Origin of the sequence: Flavonifractor sp. An92 (genome assembly GCF_002159175.1) — a bacterium.
In the GTDB taxonomy this organism is placed as follows: Bacteria; Bacillota; Clostridia; order Oscillospirales; family Oscillospiraceae; genus Pseudoflavonifractor_A.
Map to the genome: position 1 here is coordinate 152,165 of NZ_NFGZ01000002.1, position 26,193 is coordinate 178,357.

Here is a 26,193-nt window from a genome sequence, read left to right on the forward strand (position 1 = left end):
TAAATTGATATATGTAACCAAATGAGCGGACAGACAGAGGTGGATTCTTTCACGGGAAAGCGCCGAAGAATGCTTGTCATCCGGGAAAAAAAGCGATATAATAACTCCGTTGTGGGACAAAGTTCCACGGCAGTCATGCGCGGGAAAAGGCCAGCGTGCGAATCCCCGCGGCAGGAGGAACCAGTATGGTCAAAGCAATCGTAGGAGCCAATTGGGGCGACGAGGGAAAGGGCAAGATCACCGACCTGATGGCCGAGCAGTCCGACGTCGTCATCCGCTTCCAGGGCGGTGCCAACGCCGGCCACACCATCATCTGTGACTACGGCAAATTTGCCCTGCACCAGCTCCCCTCCGGCGTATTCTATTCCCATACCACCAACATCATCGGAAACGGTGTGGCGCTCAACGTCCCCTCCTTCCTCAAGGAGCTCAAGACTCTGGAGGACGGCGGCGTGCCCGCCCCCAAGATCATCGTGGACCAGCGCACCCAGCTGCTCATGTCCTACCATGTGCTGCTGGATACCTACGAGGAGGAGCGTCTGGCCGGTAAGGCCTTCGGCTCCACCCGTTCGGGCATTGCGCCCTTCTACTCCGACAAGTACGCCAAGATCGGCATCCAGGTGGCCGACCTGTACAACGAGGAGCGCCTGAAGGAGCAGCTGGACCACATCTGCACCCTGAAAAATGTGCTCCTGGAGCACCTCTATCACAAGCCCCTCCTGGACCCCAACGCCCTTTTTGAGGAGTTGATGGGCTACCGGGATGCCCTCAAGCCCTACGTGGGCGACGCCGTGACCTTTGTCCACAAGGCGCTGGCCGAGGGCAAGCAGGTCCTGCTGGAGGGCCAGCTGGGCTCCATGAAGGACCCCAACCTGGGCATCTGCCCCATGACCACTTCTTCCCACACCCTGGCCGGCTTCGGCACCGTGGGCGGCGCGGTGCCCCCCACCTCCATCCGGGACGTGGTGGTGGTCACCAAGGCCTACTCCTCCTCCGTGGGCGCGGGCGCTTTCGTCAGCGAGCTCTTCGGTGACGAGGCTGAGGAGATGCGCCGCCGGGGCGGCGACGCCGGCGAGTACGGCGCCACCACCGGACGGCCCCGCCGCGTGGGCTGGTTCGACGCTGTGGCCACCCGTTACGGCTGCATGGTCCAGGGCGCCACGCAGGTGGTGCTCACCGCCATCGACTGCCTGGGCTACCTGGACGAGATCAAGGTCTGCACCGGTTACGAGATCGACGGCAAGGTCACCAAGGACTTCCCCGTCCCCGCCGAGCTGGACAAGGCCAAGCCGATGTATGTGACCCTCCCCGGCTGGAAGTGCGACATGCGGGGCGTTACCGACTATGAGCAGTTCCCCCAGGCCGCCAAGGACTATGTGGACTTCCTGGAGAAGGAGATCGGCTACCCCATCACCATCGTCTCCACCGGCCCCAAGCGCCACGAGATCGCCAACCGCACCCCCAAGATCTGAGCATGAAAAATCCCCATCCGCTTGTGCGGATGGGGATTTTTTTATACGGCCTGGGGCTCCAGATGCCGGGCGATACCGGGGAAGAGGCGGCGGTACAGCTGGACGATGAGGCCCACCAGCACCGCGGAGATAAGGGTGCCCAGGCCCACGCCCTGGAGACCGTGGAAGAAGAGGAGGGAACAGACGGCGGCCAGGCTCATGAGGGTGACGTCAAAGGCCACCTTCACCGAGCCGAACTCGATGCCGGACACCCGGGCCAGGGCGCTGACCAGGCCCTCGCCGGGGACCATCAGCACCTTGGGGGAGACCTCCACATAGATGCCGAAGGCCAGCACCGCGCATCCGGCCAGCAGCCACAGCAGTTCCTGTCCGAAGCCCTGGGGGGCGAAGGGGGAGAGAAGGTTCATGCTCACGTCAATGATGGAGCTGAAGAGCACGTTGACGCCGATCTGGAGCAGCTGGATCTTTTGGAACTCCCGCCGGAGCAGTACGATCTGCCCCACGATGAACAGAAAATTCACAAAGAAGGTGAACTGTCCCAGGGTGGGCGTAAAGCGCAGGCTGAACACATAGGGGACGCTGGAGATGGGGGAGGTGCCCAGCGCGGCCTTGGTGATGAGAGCGATGCCGAAGGAGTTGATGATGACCCCCAGCAGGAAGAAGGAATAGCGACGGACAAGATGCTGTTGCAAGAAAATCACACTCTTTTTCTGGATTTTTATGAAAAGCCGGCAGCCCATGACGGGCTGCCGGCGGCTCAGTCGGGTATTAAAATTAAACCCAGCTGTCCTCAATCTCATGTTTTTTGGCCCGGGTCATCAGCTCGGTGAGCACGTCCCGGGGATCCTTGCCCTCATAGAGGACGGAGTAGGCGGCCTCGGTGATGGGCATTTCCACGCCCAGCTTCTCGGCCAGCTCCTTGCCGGTGGCGGTGGCGTAGTAGCCCTCCACCACCGCGCCGATCTGCTTCAGGGCCTCGTCCACCGGCACGCCCTGGCCGATGAGGATGCCGCAGCGGCGGTTGCGGGAGTGCATGGAGGTACAGGTGACGATCAGGTCGCCCACGCCGGTGAGGCCGGCGAAGGTCTCCTTCTTACCGCCCATGGCCATGCCCAGACGGGCGATCTCGGTGAGGCCCCGGGTCATCAGCGCGGCCTTGGTGTTGTCGCCAAAGCCCATGCCGTCACATACGCCGGCACACAGGGCGATGATGTTCTTGAGGGCCGCGCCCAGCTCCACGCCCACGATGTCGGGGGAGGTGTACACCCGGAAACGGCTGTTCATGAAGCGGTCCTGGACCAGCTCGGCGGCTTTCTGGTCCTTGGAGGCCGAGACCACCGCGGTGGGGACCTTCCGGCCCACCTCCTCGGCGTGGGAGGGGCCGCACAGGGCCACCACCGGGAAGTCGGGGCCCAGTTCCTGCTCAATGACGTCGGTGAGAGTCATGGAGGTGTCCTTCTCGATGCCCTTGGACACCGACACCACCACGGTGCCCTTGTCCAGCACACCGGCCAGATTGCGGGCGGTGGAGCGCACGGCGAAGGAGGGGGTGGCCAGCACCACCAGCGAGCAGCCCTTCACACAGGAGAGGTCGCTGGTCAGGTGGAGTTCCTTGGGGAGGGGCACGCCCTTGAGCATGGGGTTTTCGCCGGTCTCCTGAAGGACCTTGGACTCCTCCTCAAAGTAGGACCAAAGGGTGACGTCGTTTCCGTTTTCCAGCAGCACCAGGGCCAGAGCCGTGCCCCAGCCGCCGCTGCCCAGAACTGCCGTTTTCATTGGGAACCCTCCTTCTTTTTATGCAGGCTGAACTTGGACTCGTTGCCCTGGATGAGGCGCTGGATGTTGCCCCGGTGCTTCCAGAGGATGAGTCCGCCGATGAGGACGGCCAGGATGGTGATGAACCCATCCTGATAGACAAACCAGGTGGCGAAGGGGAAGGAGGCCCCCGCCCAGCAGGAGCCCAGGGAGACATACTTGGTCAGGATGGCCAGGATGAGGAAGCCGCCCCACACCACCAGCGCGATGCGCCAGTCCATCATGATGGCGATGGCGCCGCCGGAGAGGATGCCCTTGCCGCCCTTGAAGCCGAACATGCAGGGGAACATGTGGCCCAGCAGGCAGAAGAGGCCCGCCCAGTACTTGCCCAGGGTGACGATGATGGCGTCGTCCACCACCATGTTCCGGAAGAGCGCCATGCCCACCAGAATGGCCACGATGGCCTTGAACACGTCGGTGAGGATGACCACCAGGGTGAGGGGGCCGCCGAAGGTGCGGTAGAAATTGGTCAGGCCCGCGTTGCCGCTGCCGTGCTTGCGCACGTCATCCCGCAGGATATACTTGGACACGATGACCGCGCCGTTGAAGCAGCCGCAGAAGTAGGCGATGACCGCCGTCAGTAAGGCGGGGAGGACGAGAACAGAACCCAGCGCGGTAAGCCACGTCAAATCCATTTCAATCACTCCTTGTCACTCTTTTGCCGGATGGTCAGCTTGACAGGGGTACCCTCCAGACCGAAGGTCTCGCGGATCTGGTTTTCCAGGTAGCGCTGATAGGAGAAGTGGAAGAGCTTGGCGTCGTTGCAGAAGCAGACGAAGTGGGGGGGACGGACACCCACCTGGGTCATGTAAAAGACCTTCAGGCGGCGGCCCTTGTCGCTGGGGGGCTGGACCCGCTGGGTGGCGTCGGCCAGGAGGGTGTTGAGCATGCCGGTGGTGATGCGCATGGCCGCCTGGTCGTTGACGTAGTTGATGAGCTCGAAGAGCCGGTCCACCCGCTGTCCGGTGAGGGCGGAGATGAAGATGATGGGGGCGTAGGGCATGTAGGACAGATCCCGGCGGACCTCCTCCCGCATGCGGTCCATGGTCTTGTCGTCCTTCTCGATGGCGTCCCACTTGTTGACCACGATGATGCAGGCCTTGCCCGCCTCGTGGGCCAGACCGGCCACCTTGGTGTCCTGCTCGGTGACGCCCTCGTTGGCGTCGATGAGGATGAGACACACATCGCTGCGCTCGATGGCCATGGTGGCCCGCAGGACGGAGAACTTCTCGATGGGGTCGTCCACCTTGGACTTCTTCCGCATGCCGGCGGTGTCGATAAAGAGGTACTTGCCCTTCTTGTTCTCAAAGTAGCTGTCCACCGCGTCCCGGGTGGTGCCGGCCACGTTGGAGACGATCACCCGCTGCTGGCCCAGGATGCGGTTGACCAGGGAGGACTTGCCCACGTTGGGCTTGCCGATGATGGCCACCTTGATGACGTCGTCCTCGGGCTCCTCCTCCTCTTCGGGGGGGAAGTACTCGAAGCAGGCGTCCAGCAGGTCGCCGGTGCCGTGGCCGTGGACGGCGGAGACGGCGATGGGATCGCCCAGACCCAGATTGTAGAACTCGTAGATGTCCGGGTTGGTGTGGCCCACCTGGTCCATCTTGTTGACCGCCAGCACCACGGGCTTGCCCGACTTCAGGAGCATCTTGGCCACCTCGTGGTCGGAGGCGGTGAGGCCGGTCTTGATGTCACACAGGAAGATGATCACCGTGGCGTTCTGAATGGCGATCTCGGCCTGCTGGCGCATGAAGGTCAGAATTTCGCTGTCGGTGCCCGGCTCGATGCCGCCGGTGTCCACCAGGTCAAAGGTCCGGTTGCGCCACTCGGCCTCGGCGTACAGCCGGTCCCGGGTGACGCCGGGGGTATCCTCCACGATGGACAGCCGCTGACCCACCAGCTTGTTGAACAGCATGGACTTGCCCACATTGGGCCGGCCCACGATGGCGACTAATGGCTTCATTGGTATCACACTCATTCCATAGCAGATTGGTACTCAACCCCGCGCGCCGGGATTGTAACGGTAGAATTCATCCTCCTGCATGGGCGCGGCGGCGGGACAGGGCGCCACGTCCCGGCCCAGGATGGCGTCCACCAGGTCGAAACCGCTCTCGGCCTCCACCGCCACCACGGGCACGCCCAAGGCCTCCTCCACCTGCTGCACGGTCACGTCGTCCAGAAAGACCTGTTCGCCGGAGCGGAGCATGTTGGAGGGGATGATGAGCCGCTCCCCCAGGGGCTTGTCCCGCAGCTGATCGATGAGGTCCCGGCCGGTGATGAGGCCGGAGACGGTGATGGTCTCGCCGAAGAAGCGGTTGAGGATGGGATAGACCGCTCCCTCTAGTTTACCACAACAGCGCCGGACCATGTCAACGATTTCCCCGATAAAGGGGGCGGCGGACACGCCGGTGGCGATGGAGAAGGGGGGAGGAGGGGCGGCCTCCTCGCCGTCCAGGGCCAGCTCCGCCTGGCTCAGGAGGAGCCGGAGCATGCCGACGCCGTTTTCCAGCTGGTTCATGTCCTCATAATAGGCCTTTTCCGGCAGGGGCCGGCCGGCCAGGAGGTAGAACTCATCGGAGCACCAGGCCAGGCTGGTGCCGTGTTTCGCGGAGAAATCGGCGGCAAAGGCCTCCACCTGGTCGATGAGGGCGGCGGCCTGCTCCCGGGTGTAGGGGGCGATGTGGTGCAGCCCCTCCCGGAAGCGGGTGACTCCCACGGGTACGATGGCCACACTCTCCACCGCCGGGTGGAGGGCGGAGAGATCCTGTAACGTCCGCGCCAGGGCGGGCCCGTCGTTGATGCCGGGGCAGGCCACCACCTGGCAGTTCATGGTGATATGGGCCGCGGCCAGCCGCTCCATGATGGAGAGGCACTCCCCGGCCCGGCGGTTTTTCAGCATCTCCTCCCGCAGCACCGGGTCGGTGGCGTGGACCGAGATGTTGATGGGGCTGATACGCAGGTCGATGATGCGCTGGATCTCCCGCTGGGAGAGATTCGTCAGGGTGATATAGTTCCCCAACAGGAAGGAGAGACGGGCGTCGTCATCCTTGAAATAGAGGGTCTTGCGCATACCGGGGGGCATCTGGTCCACAAAGCAGAAGATGCACTTGTTGGCGCAGGAGCGGGCCGAGTCCATGAGGTAGGTCTCGAAGTTGAGGCCCAGGTCCTCGCCCTCCTCCTTGCGGATGCGCACGGTACGGGTGCGGCCCTCGCCGTCCTGGAGCTTGAGCACCAGACGGGAATCGTAGGTGTGGAACTTGTAGTCCAGCACATCCACGATGGGGTGGTCGCCCACGTGGGTGAGCACTTCGCCTGCCCGCACACCGGCCCGCTGGGCGGGGCTGTGGGGGTCCACCGATGCGATTTTGGTCCGACTCATGGCCGTGCCTCCTTTTTGGCTGCTGCTTTTATGATAACCCACTTACGCGCAAAAAGAAAGAGGGGACTTGCTCCCCTCTCCTCTTTTCCAGGCTATTTACTTCGCCTCAGCCTCGACCTTACCGAAGTCATGGCCGTTGTAGCTCATGCAGGACTTGCACATCCGGTGCGGGAGGCGGAACGCGCCGCACTTGGGGCAGGTGGTAACGCCGGGAGTCTCCAGCTTCCAGACGGAGCTGCGGCGCTTGTTGCGGCGCTGCTTGGACACTTTACTCTTAGGGACTGCCATTTATGACACCTCCTTAGGTCAATGCCCTGGCTGGGCAAGGTTTCTTCAGTCATCCGACTCTTTTTTATCCAACAGCTGCGCGAGAGCAGCGAAACGTGGATCGATTTCAGGTCTGCACTTGCAGGGTCCGTCGTTCAGGTTGGCGCCGCAGGTGGGACACAGCCCCTTGCAGTCCTCCGAACAGACGTGTTTGACATCCATGGCCAGCACCACGGCGGTGGTAAAGACCTCATCCAGGTCCACCTCGCCGTCCTCCAGCAGGACGATCTCGTCGTTTTCCTCGTCCTCCAGCTCTTCGGCCAGAAGGGTGTCCACCGGCACCCGCATTTCGCGGGAAAAAGCCCGGAGACAGCGGTCACAGTTCAGCTCCAGCGTGGTTACCGCCTCGCCCTGGAGGACCAGCGCGCCGGCCCGGTTGCTCACCGTGCCGGTGACTTCCACCGGATGGGCGATGGGGCGGGCGCCGAAAAAGTCCAGGTCGGACAGATCCAGCGAAAACGAAAAGGGAACACTGCCGCCGTCCTGGCGGATCAGGTCACGGAGATTCAGTCGCATGGCACACCTCTCACAATGTCACAGCAGACATTATAGCGAAAACGATTGAAGATGTCAATGGTTTTTTCTTTACAGCGGCGGGATTTTTCCCATTCGTGGGCTTCCTGGCCTTTTCTGACGGGGGCTTTTGTGCTATACTGCCTTTACCCAACAGACCGGGAGGAAAAATCATGAAGGAATTCACCATCGGCCGCAACGACGCCGGGCAGCGGCTGGACCGCTGGCTGGGGAAGACCCTGCCCCTGCTCCCCGCGCCCCTGGCTCAGAAGTACATCCGACTCAAGCGGGTGAAGGTCAACGGCAAGGGCTCCAAGCGGGATGTGCGCCTCAAAGAGGGGGACCTCTTACAATTATACATCAACGACGAGTTTTTTGATACCCCCACACCGGAAAATGCCTTCCTCTCGGTGTTCAAGCCCCAGCTGGACCTGGTGTACGAGGATGAGAACCTGCTTCTGGTGAACAAGCGCCCGGGGCTGGTGGTCCACCCCGACGAAAACGAGCGGGTGAACACCCTCATCACCCACATCCAGGCCTACCTCTATCAGAAGAAGGAGTGGAGCCCCTATTGGGAGAACTCCTTCGCGCCGGCCCTGTGCAACCGCATCGACCGCAACACCGGCGGCATCGTCATCGCCGCCAAGAACGCCGAGACCCTGCGCATCCTCAACCAGAAAATCAAGGACCGGGAGCTGTCCAAGTACTACCTCGCCATCATCCACGGAAAGATGAATCCGCCCCAGGGCCGTCTGGAGGGGTTCATCCTGAAGGATGAAGCGAAAAAGCAGGTCAAGGTCTTTGACCACCCGGTGCCGGGGGGCAAGACGGCAGCCACCGATTACCGCACCTTGAAAACCAAGGGCGGGCTCTCCCTGGTGGAGTGCGACCTGCTCACCGGCCGGACCCACCAGATCCGGGCCCAGTTCGCCGCCGCCGGGCACCCTCTGCTGGGGGACGGCAAGTACGGCCGGGAGAGGGACAACAAGCAGTACGGCCGCTCCTTCCAGGCCCTTTACTCCTATAAGCTGGTTTTTGAGTTCACCACCGACGGGGGGATTCTGGAATACCTGAACGGGAAGAGCTTCCAGGTGGAGCATGTGGACTTTGTGGACGAATACTTTGGGGAAAACTGATTTAAAAAAATCCGCTGGGTTTTGACCTGGCGGATTTTTTATGCTCTATGGAAAGTAAGCTTGACATCAGCGGGCCAATCTGGTATGGTGTAGATGGAAAGGATACTTTCCATCAAAGAGGAGGTGATGCGGTGAAGAACCGTCTGGAAGAACTGCGCAAGGCCCGGGGCATCAAGCAGGAGGAACTGGCCGCGGCGCTGGAGGTCTCCCGGCAGACCATCGGCTCCCTGGAGAACGGGCGCTACAATCCCTCCATCCTGCTGGCGTTCAAGATCGCCCGCTACTTCGGGCTGACCATCGAGGACATCTTTATCTATGAGGAGGAATCGAAATGAAACGAAAGCACGACGTTCTCCCGGTGCTGCTCACGACGCTGGGGATCATCCTGGGGGCCGGTGGACTGTGGCTGATCCGCTCCATGGGGCCCGACTTCAAATGGGGCTATATCCTCATCGGCGTGGGCTGCGGTCTGTTCGGCCACTTTATGGGGGACTTTCTGGCCCGGCGGGCGGTGCAGAGCGACCCGGAGGCCGCCCGGGCCCTGGAGATCGAGCAGAAGGACGAGCGGAATGTGGCCATTGGCAATGCAGCCAAGGCCCGGGCCTTTGACGTGATGCTCACTACTTTTTCGCCTTTACTGCTGATTTTCGCGCTCATGGAGGTGGATCTGCTGCCGCTCCTGCTCCTGGTGGCGGCCTATCTCTTTGTTGTGTTCGACAGCATTTACTGGCTCAATCTCTTTCAGAAGGAGATGTGAACGTTTTCGTTCCGGAGAGCGCGCCTACTCGGCGGGAGCCCCATTTCTTTTTGCAAAAAGAAATGGGGGAAAGAAAAAGCGGAGAGGGGAACTTCTCGTTCCCCTCTCCACTCCCCTCCAAAAGGGCGGCCTTTTATGGGGCCGCCCCATATTGGCAGGGTACAACGCTTTCTGGATAGGCGGAAAGCCTGGAATTGGCCACGCCGAGCTGAGGAAATACCGCCGCAGCGGAATGAAAGCCGGGATGCGTTTTGGGGGAGTCCAGAGGGGGGTATCCCCCCTCTGGGCTTTCTTTCCCACCGCTTTCTTTGCAAAGAAAGCGGTGCTCCCGCCGAGTAGGCGGCCCGTGCGGCGAGCACACCCGTTAAAGGGGATACCCGAACTCTTTCGCCAGTTCCCGCGCGGCAGGGAGCAACGCCTCCCGGGTGTTGGGGAGTTCCCCCTCCGCCACGCGGTCCAGCAGGGCTTTGAGGATCTCTCCCACCGCCGGTCCGGGGGACACCCCCAGAGCCAGCACATCTTTGCCCGAAAGGGCCAGCTCTTTTAAGGAGAGGCAGGGGCGCTGGGCCAGGATATCCCGGGCCAGGGCCTCCGTTCGGTCCAGTTCCGCGAGCCGGGGGGCGGCGATGTCCCCGGCTTGGCCGTGGAGGTCGGCGCGCTGAAGGGCCAAGAGCGCCGAAAAGCCCTCGGGCCCCAGTTGACGCAGGCGGCGGCGCACCACCGCCTCGGTGGGGGGCAGATCCCAGTGGTGACGCTCCACCAGGGACACCACCTCTTCCCGCAGGGCGTTGGAGGTGTGGAGACGGCGTAGCATCTCGTCCGCCAGGCGGGCGCTCACCGCTGGGTGGCCGTAGAAATGGCCGGTGCCGGACTCGTCCACCGAAAAACAGGCGGGCTTGCCCACGTCGTGCAGAAGGGCGGCCAGGCGCAGAGGGATCGTGGGAGGTACGTTCTCCACCGCCCGGACGGTGTGCTCCCACAGGTCGTAGCAGTGCCAGGGGCTGCGCTGGTCAAAGCCGGGGAGGGGAGCGAGTTCCGGCCAGAACACCGCCAGCACGTCGGGAAAGGCCCGCAGTACCGCCCCCGCGCCGGGGCCGGGGAGGAGTCGGAAGAGCTCAGCCTGGATGCGCTCCCCCGCCACATGGGTGAGCATGTCCCGGCAGGTGTGGAGGGCCCGGGCGGTATCGGGGTGGATGGAAAATTTCAGCGTGGCGGCAAAGCGCAGGGCCCGCATGAGCCGCAGCCCGTCCTCTCGGAAGCGGCGCTCTGGCTCCCCCACGCAGCGGAGGACTTTATGTTGCAGGTCCGCCTGCCCGCCGAAGGGGTCGTGGAGCACTCCGTGCCGGTCCAGGGCCATGGCGTTGACGGTGAAGTCCCGCCGGGCCAGGTCCTCCTCCAGGGCGGAGACAAAGACCACCGCGTCGGGCCGCCGCCCATCGGTGTAGGTCCCGTCGGCCCGGTAGGTGGTCACCTCGTAGGGATTGCCATCCAGGAGCACCGCCGCCGTGCCGTGGCGCAGTCCGGTGGTGAGGACCTGTTCCCCGGCAAAGACCTTTAAAACCTCTTCCGGACGGGCGGAGGTGGTGATGTCCCAGTCGTGGGGGTCCTCTCCCCGCAGCAGGTCCCGCACGCAGCCCCCCACCGCGCTGGCCTCGTAGCCCTGTTGTTCCAGCTGCTCCAGAATGAACCGCGCACCCCGGTCTGTGACTTCCATGGCGCTCCCTCCTCTCGTTCCTCTCAGGATACGGCCCGGGGCGGGGGCTTGTCAAGCCCGGGGGCTTTGGCTTGCAACCGGGAGCAGATGTGGTATCATGAGGGGAGGACCCGAAAAGGAGGGAGCGTTGTGCCCAACACCACCAAACAGGCGCTGGAGGCGTCCCTGAAACGGATGATGCTGAAAAAGCCCCTGGACAAGATCACCATTCGAGACATTACCGAGGACTGCGGCATCAGCCGCATGGCCTTTTACTACCACTTCAAGGATATTTACGACCTGATCGAGTGGGCCTGCATTGAGGACGCCACGGCGGCCCTCCAGGGCAAAAAGACCTGCGACACCTGGCAGGAGGGACTTTTGCAGATTTTCGAGGCCGTTCTGGAGAACAAGCCCTTTGTCCTCAACGCCTACCGCTGCATCCACCGGGACCAGATGGAGCGCTTCCTGTTCCAGCTGACCTACGGCCTCATCCGGGGCGTGGTGGACGAGAAGAGCGAGGGGGTGGCCATTTCTGAGGAGGACAAGGCCTTCATCGCGGAATTTTACAAGTACAGCTTCGTGGGCGTCCTGCTGGACTGGATCCGCCAGGGCATGACCGCCGACCACACCGTCATCGTGCGCAAGATCTGCGCCACCATGCAGGGGACGGTATCCAATTCCATCCGAAACTTTGCCGCTCTGTCCTGAGTGCTTTACAAAACCGGCCCGGTGATTAGTTTCTAATCACCGGGCCCTGTTTGTAAATGGCGCGGCGGGGAAAACTGGGGTAGGATAGGGTCACAACAAAGAGACAACAGCCGCAGCTGCGGCTCTGCTTGGAAAGGCGGTTTTCAGTTATGGCAAAGAACCTGGGAAAATGGACGGCGGCGGCAGCCGGTCTGGCCGGCGCGGGCGCGGCGGTAGTGCTGGCCAAGCGCGCGGCGGAGAAAAAGGCCCCCGAGGCCCCGGTGGCTTGTGAGGAGACCAGCTACCGCAACACGGAGCTGGGGCGGCACGCCAAGAACAGCAAGGGCATCTACTACACCAGCGGCAACTATGAGGCCTTTGCCCGACCGGAGAAGCCGGAAGGCGTGGACGAAAAGCACGCCTACCTGGTGGGCAGCGGCCTGGCCTCCCTGGCAGCGGCCTGCTTCCTGGTGCGGGACGGCCAGATGCCCGGCTCCCACATCCACATCCTGGAGGCCATGGACGTGGCCGGCGGCGCCTGCGACGGCATCTTTGACCCCAGCCGGGGCTATATCATGCGGGGCGGTCGGGAGATGGAGGACCATTTCGAGTGCCTGTGGGACCTGTTCCGGTCCATCCCCTCTTTGGAGCAGCCCGGACTGTCGGTGCTGGATGAGTTCTACCGGCTCAACAAGCACGACCCCAACTACTCCCTCTGCCGGGCCACCGTGGACCGGGGCCAGGACGCCCACACCGACGGGAAATTTGACCTGAGCCAGAAGGGGTGCATGGAGATCGTCAAGCTCTTCCTCACTCCCGACGAGGACCTCTACGACAAGACCATCGAGGACGTCTTTGACGAGGAGGTGTTCGACTCCACCTTCTGGCTCTACTGGCGGACCATGTTCGCCTTTGAGAACTGGCATTCCGCGTTGGAGATGAAGCTCTATTTCCAGCGCTTCATTCACCACATTGCGGGCCTCCCTGACTTCAGCGCCCTGAAGTTCACCCGCTACAACCAGTACGAGTCCCTCATCCTGCCCATGCAGAAGTACCTGGAGGACGCCGGGGTGGATTTCTGCTTCGGCACTGAGGTGACCAACGTCCTCTTCGACATCCGGGGCGATAAAAAGGTGGCCACCGCCATCGAGTGCAAGGTGAAAGGTGTGGAGCAGGGCATCCTCCTCACCGAGAACGACCTGGTGTTCGTCACCAACGGCTCCTGCACCGAGGGTACCATCTACGGCGACCAGGACCACGCCCCCAACGGCGACGCCGAGGTGCGCACCAGCGGCTGCTGGAACCTGTGGAAGAACATCGCCAAGCAGGACCCCGCCTTCGGTCGGCCGGAGAAATTCTGCTCCGACGTGTCCAAGACCAACTGGGAGTCGGCCACCGTCACCACTCTGGACGACAAGATCCTGCCCTATATCAAAAACATCTGCCAGCGGGACCCCCGCACCGGCAAGGTGGTCACCGGCGGCATCGTCAGCTGCAAGGACTCCAGCTGGCTCCTGAGCTGGACCATCAATCGCCAGGGCCAGTTCAAGGAGCAGGACCCCGAGCAGGTGTGCGTGTGGGTGTACGGCCTCTTCACCGACGTGCCCGGCGACTTCATCCGCAAGCCCATGAAGGAGTGCACCGGCAAGGAGATCACCCAGGAGTGGCTCTACCACATCGGCGTGCCGGTGGAGCTCATCCCCCAGCTGGCCGAGGAGAGCGCGGTGTGCGTGCCCACCATGATGCCCTATATCACCGCCTTCTTCATGCCCCGGGCCAAGGGGGACCGCCCCGACGTGATCCCCGACGGCTGCGTCAACTTCGCCTTCCTGGGCCAGTTCGCCGATACCCCCCGGGACACTGTGTTCACCACCGAGTACTCGGTGCGCACCGCCATGGAGGCGGTCTACGGCCTGCTGGGCGTGGACCGGGGCGTGCCCGAGGTGTGGGGCAGCGTCTACGACATCCGCGCCCTGCTGGATAGCTCCGTGTGCCTCATGGATGGCAAGTCCCCCCTGGACATGGAACTGCCCGGGCCCCTGAATCTTTTGAAAAAGCCCCTGGTGAAGGCCATCCGGGGCACCGTGGTGGAAAAGGTCCTGCGGGACCACCACATCCTCCCGGACGGGATGCACCTGTAACCCCGAAAGAAAACGAAAAGCGTGCCGGCTCTGCCGGCACGCTTTTGCGCGTCATGGGGAACTTATTCGGTGAAGATGACCCGCACCTTGGCGTCGGAGCCGATGGTGCCGCTGTAATAGACGGTGAAGGTGTCGGTGTAGGCCTTGGCCTCGCCGAGGGTGATCCACTGGCCGCTGTCGGCGTTGTAGACCTGCACGTCGTCGCTGACGGGGACCCGCACCCCGTCCAGTACCACCGCATCCTCCCCGTCAAAGGCGGAGCGGGCCACGCCGGTGACCTTGTCCAGGGTGACCACTCCGGCGGTCTTGCCGTCGCTGGTGGCGGCCACGCCGCCCACGCTCTGGGAGCGCACCGAGGAGCCGGTGAGGTAGTCCTGGGTGGTGCCGGCGCTGTTTTCCACCGCCACGGTGTCGTTGGTGACCTGCATGTCGCCGCTGCCCTCGGTCTTGGTGCCGGTGTGGAGGATGCCGTAGGTGTAGGCGTCGCCGGTGACGTTGTTCAGCACCACCACGTCCACCTCGCCGTCGGCGTTGGTGCCGGCGTAGGTGATCTTGGAGGCGGAGACGGTATCGGTGAGGATGTCGTCCAGCTCTACCCGGACGGCGGAGCTTTTCCCAACCCGGTCATAGAGCACCACGTTGTCGGCCAGCGGGACGCTGCCCAGGGTGCCCTTGGCCACGTTGAGGGAGCCGCTCACCCCGCCGGTGGCGGTGGAGAGGGAGAGGTTGCCGATGCCGGAGGAGGTGACCCTCACCAGGTCGCCCACCGACACGGAGGAGCCGGAGCGCTCGCCCGACACGGTCAGGCCGTTGAAGAGCTCCACCGAGCAGGTGTCCCCGGCGGCGGTGACCAGGCCTACCATCTGGGCGGTCCGCTCGCTGGTGGAGCAGGCGTAGGCCACCTCGCCCGCGCCGTTGAGGACCACCGTCAGCTTATCCCCAACCTTAAAAGCGGAGAGGGAGGAGATGGCCTCGTCGGACACCTCCAGGGTGAGGCCCAGGAGGGTGATGGTATCGGGATTGGTGGTGTTGGGGGAGACCGCCTCGTAGTAGCCGGTGAGGGCCACGCCGTCGTATTTCACCGCCTCGGAGGCCACCACCAGGTCGATGGAGCCGGACGCGGTGTAGTAGAGGGTGACGGTGCTCCGCCCTTCCAGCTCATACCAGGCGCTGCCGTAGGTGGTCAGCTCGTCGTCCATCAGCAGGGCAGTGGAGTTGGAGATGGTGTAACTGGCGCCGTCCTGGGCCACCAGCTTTCCGGCATCGGCGCTGTCCAGCTGGAGAGTGCGCACGGTGGTGTCGTCCGGGAGGAAGCCGCAGACCTTGCCGCTCTTGTCCAGCAGGAGGGTGCCCCGGCGGCCCACCAGGGTGTCGGGGAGGTCGGTGGACTGCTCATACCAGGTGAGGCCCCCCTGGGCGGCGTAGACCTGGGCGGTGTGGAGGGTGCCGTCCGCGGCCTCGTCGTCGTTGGAGAGGAGCACGGCGGAGGAAATCGTGGAGGAGGCAAGTTTGGCCACATAGTCGCTTCCATCCTTGGTGTCGCTCTTCAGCATGGCGTAGAGGAGGAGAGCCGCCTCGCCCCGGGTCATGGCGGCAGAGGAGTTGGTGGAGATGCCGTCCAGAAGGCCCAGGTCAGTGGCCTTCTGCATATAGTCTTGGGGCCAGAGGGCGCCCACGTCCTCCTCAGTGTAGCCCATCAGGCGCAGGACGATGGTGACCGCCTGGCCCACGGTGACGGCGTCGTCGGGGCCGAAGCGGCCGTTGCCGTAGCCGCTGATCAGCCCCTCGCTCTGGGCCAGGTTCACATAGGGCGCGGCCCAGTGGGTGGCGGGCAGGTCGGAGAAGAGGGTGCGGTAGGCGCTGCCCTGGACCTGGTCGCCGTGGCCCTCGGCCAGCACAGCCAGGGTGCAGAACTGGGCCCGGGTCAGGGTGGCGGAGGGGTGATAGGTGCCGTCGGAGTAGCCGGAGACGATGCCCAGGCTGGACAGGACCGACACCGCCTCGGCGGTGTCGGCGTCGGTCACGTCGGAGAAGGACGCGGCGTCAGCCTGGAAGGAGAAACCCGCCACGCCGATGATGCCCAGACACAGGGCGGCGGCCAGCAGGGCGGAGAGGGTACGCTGTTTCATGGGAGACACCTCTTTCTTTAATCGGCCCGCAGGGCGTCCACGGGCTGGAGGTTGGAGGCCTTGACGGCCGGATAGATGCCGAACACGATGCCGATCACCACCGAGAAGGTGAAGGCCCCCAGGGTGATGAGCCGGTCGGGCAACAGGATGAGGTCATACATGGCCTTGCCCAGGATGAGGGAGAGGGCGAAGCCCAGGGCGATGCCGATGAGCCCGCCCATGCCGCTGAGGATGCCGGCCTCCACCAGGAACTGGCCGATGATCTCACTGCGGGGCGCGCCGATGGACTTCTTGATGCCGATCTCCCGGGTGCGCTCGGTGACGGTGACCAGCATGATGTTCATGATGCCGATGCCGCCCACCAGCAGCGCGATGGAGGCGATGCCTCCCAGCACCACGCTCATGGAGGTCATCTCCTCGGTGCTCTCGGTCATGGCGGAGTTGCCGTTTTCCAGGCTGTACTCCCCCACGCTGTCGGACACCAGGTCGGCCAGATAGAGATTCAGGCTGTTCAGGACGGTCTCCACATGGTCGGAGGTGTCCACTTTTACCGTAATAGAGGTGATGTCGGCGGTCTGAAGGAGCTCCCGGTTCAGGCTGTACGGGATGGAGAGCATGTCGTCCATGGAGTCCTCGGTGCCGCCGTCTTTCTGGTAGTAGGTACCCACCACCGTGAAGGGGATGCCGCTGAGGTAGATGGTCTCCCCCACGGGGTCGGAGTAGGGGAAGAGGGCATCGGCCACATAGGAGCCCAGGACACAGACCTTGCTGCGCTGGTCGATGTCGAACTGGCTCAGATCCCGGCCGCTCTCCAGGGTGTAGTTGTTGCACACGGAGAACTGGTCGCTGCCCAGGTAGATGGTGCTCTCCTCCAGGGTGGTGGTGCGGTATTTCACCGGCAGGTCGGTGCTGGTGGAGGGGGAGACCCCCTCCACCATGTCGCTGAGGGTGGTGTTGCCGTACTCGTAGACCTCGCTGTACACGTCGGGGGCCCGGGTGCGGTCGTACCAGGTGAGGGTGAGGTTCACCTTGTTCACGCCCAGCTTTTCGTAGTAGGCGGTGATGTCGGCGTTGTAGCCCGACACCAGGGCCACCAGCACCAGCACGGCGGTGACGCCGATGATGATGCCCAGCATGGTGAGGAAGGAGCGGCCCTTTTTCTCCCGGATGGAGTCCAGCGCCATGAGGATGGCGTTCATTGGGCCACCTCCTCCGGCAGGAGCACCCCGTCCCAGGCGCTGTCGTGGAGGATGTGGCCGTCCTTCACCCGGACGGTGCGCCGGGCCTGGGCGGCAATGGAGTTGTCGTGGGTGATGAGAATGACGGTGGTGCCCCCGGCGTTGAGCTCCTTCATGAGGGCGAGGACCTGGGCGCCGGTCTTGGAGTCCAGGGCGCCGGTGGGCTCGTCGGCCATGAGGACGGGGGAGCCGGTGGCGATGGCCCGGGCGATGGCCACCCGCTGCTGCTGGCCGCCGGAGAGCTGGGTGGGGCGGCTCTCCGCCTTGGAGCCGATCTCTACCCGTTCCAGGGCCTCCATGGCCCGCTTTTTCCGTTGGGCCAGGGGCACCTTCTGGTAGAGCATGGGCAGCGCCACGTTCTGCCACACGTTGAGGGAGGGGATCAGGTTGTAGCCCTGGAAGATGAAGCTGATCTGCCGGGAGCGGATGAGCTCCAGCTCCCGCCGGGATTTCTCCCGCACGGGGACCCCGTCCAGGTAGTAGTCGCCGTAGGTGGGCACGTCCAGACAGCCCAGAATGTTCATCATGGTGGACTTGCCCGAGCCGGAGGCGCCGATGATGGCCACGAACTCCCCCCGGTCGATCTCCAGAGAGACCCCGTCCAGGGCGTTGACCTGGTTTTCCCGGCCCTCTCCGTAGATTTTATAGACATTGTGCAGCTCGATGAGTTTCACAGGTTATCCCCCCATCCGGCCGCCGCCCGGCATGCCGCCGCCGCTCATACCGCCGCCGGAGAAGTCGCCGCCCATGCCGCCGGGCATCATCTGCATGTCGCCGGCGGGGAAGCCCTGCTCCATCTCGCCCTCCTCGCCCTGGCTGGTGGAGTCGCCATTGGCGGGGGCGGTGGACTCATAGCGGGTAAAGACGGTGTCCCCCTCCTCCGCGCCGGAGAGAATCACCACATACTGGCTGTTGGAGGCGCCGATCTCCACCGGCACGGCATAGAAGCCCTCCGGCACACCCTCGGCCTCCACGGCGTTTTCCGGGGCGGTGTCGGACTGGATGTACAGGCAGGTCTGCCCGTCGGTGGACTGCTTCAGGGCGGAGATGGGGGCCAGCACCCCCTCGGCGTCCTCGCCCACCTGAATGGAGTAGGACACGTTGACGCCGGCGGAGAGCGCCCCGGCGCTGGGGATGGAGATGGTGACGGGGAAGTAGGCCACGCCGTTGGAGTTGGTGGCCTCGTAGCTCACGGCGGTGACGGTGCCGGTGAAGGCCTGGTCGGCGTCGCTGCTGCTGCCCGAGCGGGTGATGGCGACTTCCGTGCCCACGGTGACATTCTCAATGTCCAGCTCGTCGATGTTCACCGAGATCTCCATGTTGTCCAGGTTGTAGAGAAGCACGGCGGTCTCACCGGCCATGCGGGGGGTCTCCCCCTCGGTGACGTTGACCTGGATCACCTTCCCCGAAATCTCAGCGGTGACCGCGTAGTCGGCGCGCTTTTCCTCGGTCTCGGCGATCTGCTCCTCGTAATCGGCGATGCGCTCCTGGGTCTGGGTGATCTTGTTTTGGGTGGAGGTGATCTGGCTCTCATAGTCGCTGCCGTCCACCACAAAGAGGGTCTGCCCCTTGGTGACGGTGCTGTAAGCCACCGGGGAAACGGTGGTCAGCTCCCCGGAGACCTGGGCGGTGAGGGTCTCACTGTCGTTGTACTCCAGGGTACCGGAGATGGCCGAGTAGAGAGGCTCGCCGGAGGAGGACACCACATAGGACACGCAGCTCATCCCCTCGGTGAGGGCGCCGGGATTGTCCACGGTGATGGTGACGGCGAAGCACTGGGTGCCCTCGGTGGTGTAGCGGCTCACCTTCTGCACGTCGGTGACGGTGCCGTCCAGGTTGAGCATGAGGCTGGCGATGGACACCTTGGCCTTGGAGCCCACCTGGATCTGGTCCTCATAGGCGTAGCTGTAATACTCGGTGAGCTTCATCTTGCTGTCGTCCACCAGCACGGCCAGCTTGCTCCCGGCCTGGACGTTGTCGCCCGCCTCCACCTCGATCTCAGTGATGGTGCCGGAGAAGGGGGCGGTGACGGTGAGGTTGGAGAGGGTCTCCTGGGTGTCGGAGAGCTGCTCCTGATAGGTCTCCAGCTCATTCTGGAGATCGGTGATCTGGTCCTTGTACTCGCTGATCTGGTCGTCCAGCTCGGAGTCGTCCTGTTCATACAGGAGATCCCCCGCCTCCACCGTGTCACCGGCGGCCACATAGACCTTGGTGATCTTGGCCGTGGAGGCGGTGGTGACGGTCTGACTGTCGGCGGGCAGGGTGACGCCGGTGCCGGTGATGGTGGTGGCCAGGCTCCCCCGGGTCAGCTCCTCGGTGAGCGGGGTCTGTTCCTCCGACTGGAAGAAGAGCCGGTAGAGGGCAAAGCCGCCGGCGGCCAGCACGGCGGCGAGGAGCAGGAGCACGACCAGCCGCTTGACGGGAAAACGGCGGCGCTTCCTGGTTTCCGGAAGGGGGACAGATGCCGGGGTGGTGAGGGTTTCGTCCATGTGGGATCAGCCTCCTGTTGATGAGTTCAGGAGCAAGTATACGGGAGGAAGCTGAAATTTCCCTGAAAAGGGAGCGGCGGGGAAGGAGAAGTTTTCCGCCCGAACGGTCCCCGCTTTTGGGCAAAAAAACAGGCGCGCCGCATGCGCGGCGCGCCCGTATGGGATGCTGGGGAAACCTTACTTCTCGGCAATGGCCTCGATCTCGCACAGAGCGCCCTTGGGGATCTGCTTGACAGCGACGCAGCTGCGGGCGGGCTTGGAGGTGAAGTACTTGGCATAGACCTCGTTGAAAGCGGCGAAGTCGGCAATGTCAGCCAGGAAGCAGGTGGTCTTGACGACCTTGTCCATGCTGGTGCCGGCGGCCTCCAGGATGGCGGCCACGTTCTTGCAGCTCCACTCAGCCTGCTCGGCGATGGTGGCGGGCATCTCGCCGGTGGCGGGGTTCACAGGCAGCTGGCCGGAAGTGATGACCAGGCCGCCCACCTCGTAGCCCTGAGAGTAGGGGCCGATGGCGGCGGGAGCATTATCGGTAGCAACGATCTTCATGGTGGTTTCCTCCTTAAATATTTAGTGGAGAAGGATGCGGGCGGCAACACCGCAGGCATCTTTGCCTCTATTATAAACGAACTGTCTGGTATGAGCAAGGGAAAATGAAAAATTTACTGGTAAGCTGTCAGAAATTTAGGAGGGGTTGACAAGTTTTCACAGCTCCGGTAGAATACCTCCGACTGGTTCTCCACATCCAGTCCAAGCACGGCCCAGCCGTGTTCGTTCGGCGGAGCGGCGCTCCGACCGTTCTCTAAACAAAAAATGGGAGGAAATCCAACAATGAAACGCTTTGACACCCGACAGATCACCCTGGCCGCCATGGTGGCCGCCCTCTACGCCGTGCTGAGCTACTTCGGCAGCATCTTCGGCCTCACCTACGGGGCCGTGCAGTGCCGCTTCGCCGAGGCCCTGTGCGTGCTGCCCTTCCTGTTCCCGGCCACCGCGCCGGGCCTTTTTGTGGGCTGCCTCATCACCAATCTGATGAGCACCGTGGGCCCCCTGGTGGACATCGTGCTGGGCTCTCTGGCCACCCTGCTGGCCGCCCTGTGGACGGCGAAAATGCCCAACCGCTGGCTGGCCCCCCTGCCGCCGGTCCTGTGCAACGGCGTCATCGTGGGCGGCATGATCGCCTGGTATGAGGTGGGCTTCGGCCCCGGCTTCTGGGCCGCCTACGCCTTCAACAGCGTGAGCGTGGCCGTGGGGGAGCTGCTGGCCTGCTATGTGCTGGGCTCCATCCTGCTTTCGGTGCTGCCCCGGGTGCCTTATCTGAATCAGATGATCCCCGCCGGACGGATGCCCGCCGCCCGGACCTGAGGAGAAATATACCGCCGTTTCCGCGTGGAGAGGAGACGGCGGTTTTTTGCTGGTATTTTGTCAGCAGTCGTGGTACACTAGAGAAAATCAAACCACAGATTTCAACGCCAAGGAGGTTTATCTATGAAAGTGCGCAAGGCCGTCATCCCTGCCGCGGGGCTGGGGACCCGGATGCTGCCCGCCACCAAGACGGTGCCCAAAGAGATGCTCCCCATGGTGGATAAGCCGGTGATCCAGTATATCATCGAGGAGGCAGTGGCCGCCGGGATCGAGGACATCCTCATCGTCACCAACCGGGCCAAGTCGGCTATGGACGACTACTTCGACTACTACCCCGAGCTGGAGACCCGCCTGCTCCAGGCAGGAAAGGAGCGGGAGCTGGTGGAGGTCCGCCGGGCGGCGGATCTGGCCAACATCTTCTACGTCCGCCAGAAGGAGACCAAGGGCCTGGGCCACGCCATCTACCGGGCCAAGCGCTTCGTGGGGGACGAGCCCTTCGCGGTGCTGCTGGGCGACGACATCATGCGGGCCAAGAAGCCAGTGACCCGGCAGCTCATCGACGCGGCGGAGAAGTATCAGGCCTGCGCCGTGGGTGTGCAGAAGGTGTCCACCGAGGCCATCTCCCGCTACTCCTCCGTGAAGGTGGAGCCCCTGGAGGAGCGCATCTTCAGCGTGTCCGACATGAATGAGAAGCCCACCCCCCAGCAGATGCTCTCCAACTACGCCATCCTGGGCCGCTACGTGCTGACCCCCGGCATCTTTGAGGTGCTGGAGAACGTGAAGCCCGGCTACGGCGGCGAGATCCAGCTCACCGACGGCCTGCGGGAGCTGTGCCAGCGGGAGCGGATGGTGGCCGTGGACTTTGAGGGCCGCCGCTACGACACCGGCAACCTCACCGGCTTCCTGGAGGCCACCCTGGACTTCGCCCTGGAGAACAAGGCCACCGCCAAGTGGCTGCGCCAGTTCATCAAGGACAAGGCCAAGCAGCTGTAAGAGGATAAAAAACCCCGCCCCGGAGCAACGCTCCGGGGCGGGGTTTTCTGTTTAACTCAATTCGAACATGCCGTGGTAGAGCTGATAGTACTCTCCCTTCTGTTCCAGGAGGGAGGCGTGATTTCCCCGCTCCACCACCTGGCCGTGCTCCAGCACCAGAATGGCATCGGCGTTGCGCACGGTGGAGAGGCGGTGGGCGATGACGAACACGGTGCGCCCCTCCATGAGCTGGTCCATGCCCTGCTCCACCAGCGCCTCGGTGCGGGTGTCGATGGAGGAGGTGGCCTCGTCCAGAATCAGCACCGGCGGGTCGGCCACCGCCGCCCGGGCGATGGCGATGAGCTGCCGCTGGCCCTGGGAGAGGTTGGCGCCGTCGGCGGTGACCAGGGTGTCGTACCCCTGGGGGAGACGGCGGATGAAGGAGTCGGCGTTGGCGATCTTCGCCGCCTTCTCCACCTCCTCCTGGGTGGCGTCCAGCTTGCCGAAGCGGATGTTGTCCGCGATGGTGCCGGTGAAGAGGTGGGTGTCCTGGAGCACGATGCCCAGCGAGCGGCGGAGATCGTCTTTTTTGATGTCCCGCACGTCGATGCCGTCGTAGGTCACCCGACCGCCCTGTACGTCGTAAAAGCGGTTGATGAGGTTGGTGATGGTGGTCTTGCCCGCGCCGGTGGAGCCCACGAAGGCGATCTTCTGCCCCGGCTCGGCGTAGAGGCTGATGCCCTTCAGGATGGGGTGGTCCGCCTCGTATCCAAAGACCACGTCCTCAAAGCGCACCGCGCCCCGGAGGGGCGTGCTGTTCCCGTCGGGTTTGCGCCATTTCCAGCTGCCTTTCTTCTGCGCGGGGACCAGCTCCACCGTTCCCTCGTCCACCTCGGGGGGCAGGTCCATCACCTCAAAGACCCGCTCGGCGCCGGCCAGAGCGGCCAGAAGGAAATTGCTCTGCTGGGTGAACTGGTTGATGGGCATGGCGGACTGCCGCACAAAGACCAGGTAGCTGGCCAGGCTTCCCACGTCAGTGAGACCCTTCATGGCCATGAAGCCGCCCAGCACCGCCACAATGGCGTAGTTGATATAGGAGATACTCACCACCGCCGGGATCATGGTGGCGGCGTAGGCCTGGGCCCCGGTGCCCGAGCGGCGGAGGGCCTCGTTCTTCTCCGCAAAGGTCGTCCGGCTGGCCCCCTCGTGGTTAAAGACCTTCACCACCTTCTGTCCGGCGGTCATCTCCTCAATAAAGCCGTCCAGATCGCCCAGACTGCGCTGCTGGCGGTGGTAGTAGGCCTTGCTCCGCCGGGCACTGAAGCGGATATACAGGAACATGACCACATAGCACACCGCCACTACCCCGGTGAGGGGGGCGTTGAGGATGAAGAGGAGGGTCAGGGTGCCCACCACCTGGATGAAGCTCTGGATGACCATGGCGAAGCTGTTGTTGAGGGCGTCGGCGATGGTGTCCACGTCGTTGGTGAAGTAGCTCATCACATCGCCGTGGCGGCTCTGGTCAAAAAAACGCAGGGGCAGCTTCTGGAGGTGGGAAAAGAGGTCCCGCCAGATGTCGAAGAGGATCTGCTGGGCGGCCTTCACCATGGTCTGGGTGTAACCCAGGGAGCACAGCGCGCCGGTGAGGTAGATGCCCGCCGTGAGGGCGGTGGCCCGGATGAGGTGGGAGAGTCCGCCCTCGGCGAGGCCGTTCACCAGGGGACGGATCATGTAGGTACCCAGGAGGTTGCAAAGGGCGCTCACCGTCACCAGCACCGCCACGATGAGCAGCAGGAACTTGTGCCGCCCCATGTAGGACAGCAGGGTGCGCAGGGTATAGCGGAGGTTTTTCGGCTTCTTACCGCTGATCTGCCGCGCCATGCGCCTCGCCTCCTTTCATCTGGGCCGCATAGATCTCCTGATAGATGGGGTCGTGCGCCAGCAGCTCCCGGTGGGTGCCCACGGCGTGGATGGCGCCGTCGTCCAGAATGACGATCTGGTCGGCGTGCATCACCGAGGTGAGGCGCTGGGCGATGATGATCTTGGTCACCTGGGGGAGGGCGGAGAGGGCCGCGCGGATCTTCCCCTCGGTGGCGGTGTCCACCGCGCTGGTAGAGTCGTCGAAGATGAGGATTTTCGGGCGCTTGAGCAGCGTGCGGGCGATGCACAGCCGCTGCTTCTGGCCGCCGGAGACGTTCACGCCCCCCTGGCCCAGGTCGGCGTCCAGTCCGCCGGGCATCCGCTCCAGAAACTCGTCGGCGCAGGCGGTGCGGCAGGCGGCCCAGAGGGTTTCGTCATCGGCGTCCGGGTCGCCCCACTGGAGATTTTCCCGCACGGTGCCGGAGAAGAGGACGTTTTTCTGGAGCACGATGCCCACCGCGTCCCGCAGGGCGGTGAGGTCGTACTCCCGCACGTCCCGGCCGCTCACCTTCACCACGCCTTCGGTGGTGTCGTAGAGCCGGGGAATGAGCTGCACCAGGGTGGTCTTGGCCGAGCCGGTGCCGCCCAGGATGCCCACCGTCTGGCCGGAGGTGATGTGGAGGTCCACTCCGGACAGGGCGTATTCCGCCGCGTCGGCGTGGTATTTGAAGGAGACTCCCTCAAAGTCCACGCTGCCGTCAGGCACCTCGGTGGCCGCATGGGGCGGGGAGGTGAGGTCCACCTCCTCCTGGAGCACCTCGCTGATGCGCCGGGCGCTGGCCAGGGAGCGGGTGAGGAGAAGAAAGACGTTGGAGATCATCATGAGGGAGTTCATCACCTGGAGCACATAGCTGAGAAAGCCGGTGAGCTCGCCCACCTGGAGCTTTCCCTCCAGGATCATGGTTCCGCCGAACCACAGGATGAGCACGATGGAGCTGTACATCACCAGCTGGAAGGCGGGCAGGTTCAGCACCGCGTAGTGGAAGGTCTTTTGGCTGGTGTCCATGAGCTCGGCGTTGACGGCCTGGAATTTTTCCTCCTCATACTCGCCGCGGACGAAGGCTTTTACCGCCCGGATGGCGGTGAGCCCCTCCTGGACCACGTGGTTGAGCTGGTCCACCGCCCGCTGGAGGCGGCTGTACATGGGGGCCACCCGGCGCACGATGAGAAAGAGGGTGATCCCCAGCAGGGGAGCGCACACCAGAAAGACCAGGGCCAGCTCCGCGTTCATCCAGAAGGAGAGGCCCACTCCCATCAGCAGCATCACGGGGCTGCGCAGCAGGGGCCGGAAGCCGCCGTTGATGGCGTTCTGGAGCACGGTGACGTCTGTGGTCATGCGGGTGACCAGGGAGGAGGTGTCGAACCGGTCCAGATTGGAGAAGGCGTAGCGCTGGACCTGTTCAAACTGGGCCGCGCGCACCTGGGCGCCCCAGCCGTAGGCCGCCTGGGCGGCGTAGCGGGCATAGAGAAGCCCGGTGATGAGGGAGAGGACGGCGCAAATGCCCATCTGGACCCCCTTCACCACCAGGTAGTGCAGGTCCCCGTTCATGACGCCCACATCGATGAGGTCGGCCATGAGCACCGGGATGAGGAGCTCAAAAAAGGTCTCCACCAGCACCAGCGCGCCCCCGATGACCATGTCCCGCCGGTAGGGCCCCAGGTAGCGCAGCAGTCGGCGCAGATCGCTCATGACGGCGCCTCCTCTCCAATCTGGAGGTTCTGATAGGCACGCCGGAGAAACTCGGAGAACTGGGCCCGTTCCTCCGGCGTGAAGCCCCGGAGGGCCTCCTCCTCCAACGCCTTGCCCTCCTTCTTCCAGGCGGCGGTAGCCGCCTGCCCGGCCTCCGTGAGGGAAAAGCGGTCGCAGCGGCGGCTGCCCTCGTCGGGTTCGCGGGCGACGAAGCCGCCCTTCTCCAGCACGTCCAGCATCCGGCACACCGCCGCCGGGTCGATCTCGAAATAGTCGGCCAGCTCCCGCTGCCGGCAGGGCCCGTGGGCGCTGAGGTAGGAGAGCAGCTTGGGCTGACCGGGGCCTAAGCCCAGCTCCCGCAGGCAGGGCTGGAGCCGGTTCCGGTGGGCGTGAAACGCCCGGTAGAGCAGCATCTGAAAGGTCCGCTCCATCTTCCAACCTCCTTTGATTGACATGTCAATTATTGATAT

General features: G+C 63.7%; 24 protein-coding genes. 8 read left to right on the forward strand and 16 right to left on the reverse strand.

From position 1 onward, the window contains the following. Window positions 1-185 precede the first annotated feature (185 nt). On the forward strand, window positions 186-1,472 hold the full coding sequence (locus tag B5G43_RS02370; RefSeq protein WP_087258724.1) for an adenylosuccinate synthase: 1,287 nt from the start codon (window positions 186-188) through the stop codon (window positions 1,470-1,472). 41 nt (window positions 1,473-1,513) lie between these two features. Here B5G43_RS02370 and B5G43_RS02375 read toward each other — a convergent pair whose 3' ends face one another. The 7 genes from B5G43_RS02375 to B5G43_RS02405 all read right to left on the reverse strand — a co-directional run bounded on the left by B5G43_RS02375 (window position 1,514) and on the right by B5G43_RS02405 (window position 7,509). Further along, entirely contained in the window at window positions 1,514-2,164 is a 651-nt protein-coding gene (locus B5G43_RS02375) for a DUF6198 family protein (protein ID WP_087259011.1), read from the reverse strand. Between the two features lie 82 nt (window positions 2,165-2,246). Then, window positions 2,247-3,248, reverse strand: coding sequence for an NAD(P)H-dependent glycerol-3-phosphate dehydrogenase (locus B5G43_RS02380; RefSeq protein WP_087258726.1), 1,002 nt, complete (start codon window positions 3,246-3,248; stop codon window positions 2,247-2,249). Then, entirely contained in the window at window positions 3,245-3,922 is a 678-nt protein-coding gene (locus tag B5G43_RS02385; RefSeq protein WP_087258728.1) for a glycerol-3-phosphate acyltransferase, read from the reverse strand. The genes B5G43_RS02380 and B5G43_RS02385 overlap by 4 nt, the downstream gene beginning before the upstream one ends. Before the next feature lie 5 nt (window positions 3,923-3,927). Further along, the gene (gene der, locus B5G43_RS02390) at window positions 3,928-5,250 is read right to left on the reverse strand and encodes a ribosome biogenesis GTPase Der (protein WP_087258730.1); all 1,323 of its coding nucleotides are present in this window, start codon (window positions 5,248-5,250) and stop codon (window positions 3,928-3,930) included. Between the two features lie 33 nt (window positions 5,251-5,283). Beyond that, window positions 5,284-6,666 (reverse strand): DUF512 domain-containing protein, encoded by a 1,383-nt coding sequence (locus B5G43_RS02395; protein WP_087258732.1) that lies wholly within the window; start codon window positions 6,664-6,666, stop codon window positions 5,284-5,286. Window positions 6,667-6,762: 96 nt separating this feature from the next. Next, window positions 6,763-6,954 carry a 50S ribosomal protein L32 gene (gene rpmF / locus B5G43_RS02400; protein WP_087258734.1) on the reverse strand — a complete coding sequence of 64 codons (192 nt, stop codon included), beginning with the start codon at window positions 6,952-6,954 and terminating at the stop codon, window positions 6,763-6,765. Window positions 6,955-6,999: 45 nt separating this feature from the next. After that, entirely contained in the window at window positions 7,000-7,509 is a 510-nt protein-coding gene (locus tag B5G43_RS02405) for a DUF177 domain-containing protein (protein WP_087258736.1), read from the reverse strand. Window positions 7,510-7,679: 170 nt separating this feature from the next. Here B5G43_RS02405 and B5G43_RS02410 point away from each other — a divergent pair, with 170 nt between their 5' ends. The 3 genes from B5G43_RS02410 to B5G43_RS02420 all read left to right on the forward strand — a co-directional run bounded on the left by B5G43_RS02410 (window position 7,680) and on the right by B5G43_RS02420 (window position 9,399). Beyond that, window positions 7,680-8,642, forward strand: a complete 963-nt coding sequence (locus B5G43_RS02410; protein WP_087258738.1) for an RluA family pseudouridine synthase — start codon at window positions 7,680-7,682, stop codon at window positions 8,640-8,642. 131 nt (window positions 8,643-8,773) lie between these two features. Further along, on the forward strand, window positions 8,774-8,977 hold the full coding sequence (locus tag B5G43_RS02415) for a helix-turn-helix transcriptional regulator (protein WP_087258740.1): 204 nt from the start codon (window positions 8,774-8,776) through the stop codon (window positions 8,975-8,977). Then, window positions 8,974-9,399: a hypothetical protein gene (locus B5G43_RS02420; protein WP_087258742.1), complete on the forward strand. Its 426-nt coding sequence runs from the start codon at window positions 8,974-8,976 to the stop codon at window positions 9,397-9,399. Before B5G43_RS02415 ends, B5G43_RS02420 begins: the two co-directional genes overlap by 4 nt. Before the next feature lie 364 nt (window positions 9,400-9,763). On the opposite strand, the gene B5G43_RS02425 is transcribed toward B5G43_RS02420, so the two are convergent. Further along, window positions 9,764-11,113: an HD domain-containing protein gene (locus B5G43_RS02425; RefSeq protein WP_087258744.1), complete on the reverse strand. Its 1,350-nt coding sequence runs from the start codon at window positions 11,111-11,113 to the stop codon at window positions 9,764-9,766. 129 nt (window positions 11,114-11,242) lie between these two features. On the opposite strand from B5G43_RS02425, the gene B5G43_RS02430 reads away from it, so the two are divergent. Then, window positions 11,243-11,803 (forward strand): TetR/AcrR family transcriptional regulator, encoded by a 561-nt coding sequence (locus B5G43_RS02430; protein ID WP_087258746.1) that lies wholly within the window; start codon window positions 11,243-11,245, stop codon window positions 11,801-11,803. Window positions 11,804-11,952: 149 nt separating this feature from the next. Then, window positions 11,953-13,923, forward strand: coding sequence for an oleate hydratase (locus B5G43_RS02435; RefSeq protein WP_087258748.1), 1,971 nt, complete (start codon window positions 11,953-11,955; stop codon window positions 13,921-13,923). Between the two features lie 62 nt (window positions 13,924-13,985). Here B5G43_RS02435 and B5G43_RS02440 read toward each other — a convergent pair whose 3' ends face one another. From B5G43_RS02440 to B5G43_RS02460, 5 genes are all read right to left on the reverse strand, one after another. After that, the gene (locus tag B5G43_RS02440; RefSeq protein WP_087258750.1) at window positions 13,986-16,052 is read right to left on the reverse strand and encodes an S-layer homology domain-containing protein; all 2,067 of its coding nucleotides are present in this window, start codon (window positions 16,050-16,052) and stop codon (window positions 13,986-13,988) included. Between the two features lie 17 nt (window positions 16,053-16,069). Further along, window positions 16,070-17,251, reverse strand: coding sequence for an ABC transporter permease (locus tag B5G43_RS02445; protein WP_087258752.1), 1,182 nt, complete (start codon window positions 17,249-17,251; stop codon window positions 16,070-16,072). Beyond that, window positions 17,248-17,964, reverse strand: a complete 717-nt coding sequence (locus B5G43_RS02450) for an ABC transporter ATP-binding protein (RefSeq protein WP_087258754.1) — start codon at window positions 17,962-17,964, stop codon at window positions 17,248-17,250. The genes B5G43_RS02445 and B5G43_RS02450 overlap by 4 nt, the downstream gene beginning before the upstream one ends. Before the next feature lie 3 nt (window positions 17,965-17,967). Beyond that, window positions 17,968-19,779, reverse strand: a complete 1,812-nt coding sequence (locus tag B5G43_RS02455; protein ID WP_087258756.1) for a biotin/lipoyl-binding protein — start codon at window positions 19,777-19,779, stop codon at window positions 17,968-17,970. A gap of 177 nt (window positions 19,780-19,956) precedes the next feature. Continuing rightward, window positions 19,957-20,325, reverse strand: a complete 369-nt coding sequence (locus B5G43_RS02460) for a RidA family protein (protein ID WP_087258758.1) — start codon at window positions 20,323-20,325, stop codon at window positions 19,957-19,959. Between the two features lie 282 nt (window positions 20,326-20,607). Here B5G43_RS02460 and B5G43_RS02465 point away from each other — a divergent pair, with 282 nt between their 5' ends. Continuing rightward, entirely contained in the window at window positions 20,608-21,141 is a 534-nt protein-coding gene (locus tag B5G43_RS02465) for a QueT transporter family protein (protein WP_087258760.1), read from the forward strand. Between the two features lie 123 nt (window positions 21,142-21,264). Beyond that, complete coding sequence (galU, locus tag B5G43_RS02470) at window positions 21,265-22,134, forward strand: UTP--glucose-1-phosphate uridylyltransferase GalU (protein WP_087258762.1); 870 nt, start codon at window positions 21,265-21,267, stop codon at window positions 22,132-22,134. Window positions 22,135-22,185: 51 nt separating this feature from the next. On the opposite strand, the gene B5G43_RS02475 is transcribed toward galU, so the two are convergent. The 3 genes from B5G43_RS02475 to B5G43_RS02485 are packed head-to-tail and all read right to left on the reverse strand — an operon-like array spanning window position 22,186 to window position 26,154. Then, window positions 22,186-23,994 carry an ABC transporter ATP-binding protein gene (locus B5G43_RS02475; RefSeq protein WP_087258764.1) on the reverse strand — a complete coding sequence of 603 codons (1,809 nt, stop codon included), beginning with the start codon at window positions 23,992-23,994 and terminating at the stop codon, window positions 22,186-22,188. After that, a complete protein-coding gene (locus tag B5G43_RS02480; protein ID WP_087258766.1) occupies window positions 23,972-25,723 on the reverse strand; it encodes an ABC transporter ATP-binding protein in 1,752 nt (583 codons plus the stop codon). Before B5G43_RS02480 ends, B5G43_RS02475 begins: the two co-directional genes overlap by 23 nt. Next, window positions 25,720-26,154, reverse strand: coding sequence for a MarR family transcriptional regulator (locus B5G43_RS02485; RefSeq protein WP_087258768.1), 435 nt, complete (start codon window positions 26,152-26,154; stop codon window positions 25,720-25,722). Before B5G43_RS02485 ends, B5G43_RS02480 begins: the two co-directional genes overlap by 4 nt. Window positions 26,155-26,193 lie beyond the last annotated feature (39 nt).

Bases quoted from the DNA above. Each gene is read 5' to 3' on its own strand.
- B5G43_RS02370 (WP_087258724.1), top strand. From the start codon at position 186: ATGGTCAAAGCAATCGTAGGAGCCAATTGGGGCGACGAGGGAAAGGGC.
- B5G43_RS02380 (WP_087258726.1), bottom strand. From the start codon at position 3,248: ATGAAAACGGCAGTTCTGGGCAGCGGCGGCTGGGGCACGGCTCTGGCC.
- B5G43_RS02385 (WP_087258728.1), bottom strand. From the start codon at position 3,922: ATGGATTTGACGTGGCTTACCGCGCTGGGTTCTGTTCTCGTCCTCCCC.
- der (WP_087258730.1), bottom strand. From the start codon at position 5,250: ATGAAGCCATTAGTCGCCATCGTGGGCCGGCCCAATGTGGGCAAGTCC.
- B5G43_RS02395 (WP_087258732.1), bottom strand. From the start codon at position 6,666: ATGAGTCGGACCAAAATCGCATCGGTGGACCCCCACAGCCCCGCCCAG.
- rpmF (WP_087258734.1), bottom strand. From the start codon at position 6,954: ATGGCAGTCCCTAAGAGTAAAGTGTCCAAGCAGCGCCGCAACAAGCGC.
- B5G43_RS02405 (WP_087258736.1), bottom strand. From the start codon at position 7,509: ATGCGACTGAATCTCCGTGACCTGATCCGCCAGGACGGCGGCAGTGTT.
- B5G43_RS02410 (WP_087258738.1), top strand. From the start codon at position 7,680: ATGAAGGAATTCACCATCGGCCGCAACGACGCCGGGCAGCGGCTGGAC.
- B5G43_RS02420 (WP_087258742.1), top strand. From the start codon at position 8,974: ATGAAACGAAAGCACGACGTTCTCCCGGTGCTGCTCACGACGCTGGGG.
- B5G43_RS02425 (WP_087258744.1), bottom strand. From the start codon at position 11,113: ATGGAAGTCACAGACCGGGGTGCGCGGTTCATTCTGGAGCAGCTGGAA.
- B5G43_RS02435 (WP_087258748.1), top strand. From the start codon at position 11,953: ATGGCAAAGAACCTGGGAAAATGGACGGCGGCGGCAGCCGGTCTGGCC.
- B5G43_RS02440 (WP_087258750.1), bottom strand. From the start codon at position 16,052: ATGAAACAGCGTACCCTCTCCGCCCTGCTGGCCGCCGCCCTGTGTCTG.
- B5G43_RS02445 (WP_087258752.1), bottom strand. From the start codon at position 17,251: ATGAACGCCATCCTCATGGCGCTGGACTCCATCCGGGAGAAAAAGGGC.
- B5G43_RS02455 (WP_087258756.1), bottom strand. From the start codon at position 19,779: ATGGACGAAACCCTCACCACCCCGGCATCTGTCCCCCTTCCGGAAACC.
- B5G43_RS02460 (WP_087258758.1), bottom strand. From the start codon at position 20,325: ATGAAGATCGTTGCTACCGATAATGCTCCCGCCGCCATCGGCCCCTAC.
- B5G43_RS02465 (WP_087258760.1), top strand. From the start codon at position 20,608: ATGAAACGCTTTGACACCCGACAGATCACCCTGGCCGCCATGGTGGCC.
- galU (WP_087258762.1), top strand. From the start codon at position 21,265: ATGAAAGTGCGCAAGGCCGTCATCCCTGCCGCGGGGCTGGGGACCCGG.
- B5G43_RS02475 (WP_087258764.1), bottom strand. From the start codon at position 23,994: ATGGCGCGGCAGATCAGCGGTAAGAAGCCGAAAAACCTCCGCTATACC.
- B5G43_RS02480 (WP_087258766.1), bottom strand. From the start codon at position 25,723: ATGAGCGATCTGCGCCGACTGCTGCGCTACCTGGGGCCCTACCGGCGG.
- B5G43_RS02485 (WP_087258768.1), bottom strand. From the start codon at position 26,154: ATGGAGCGGACCTTTCAGATGCTGCTCTACCGGGCGTTTCACGCCCAC.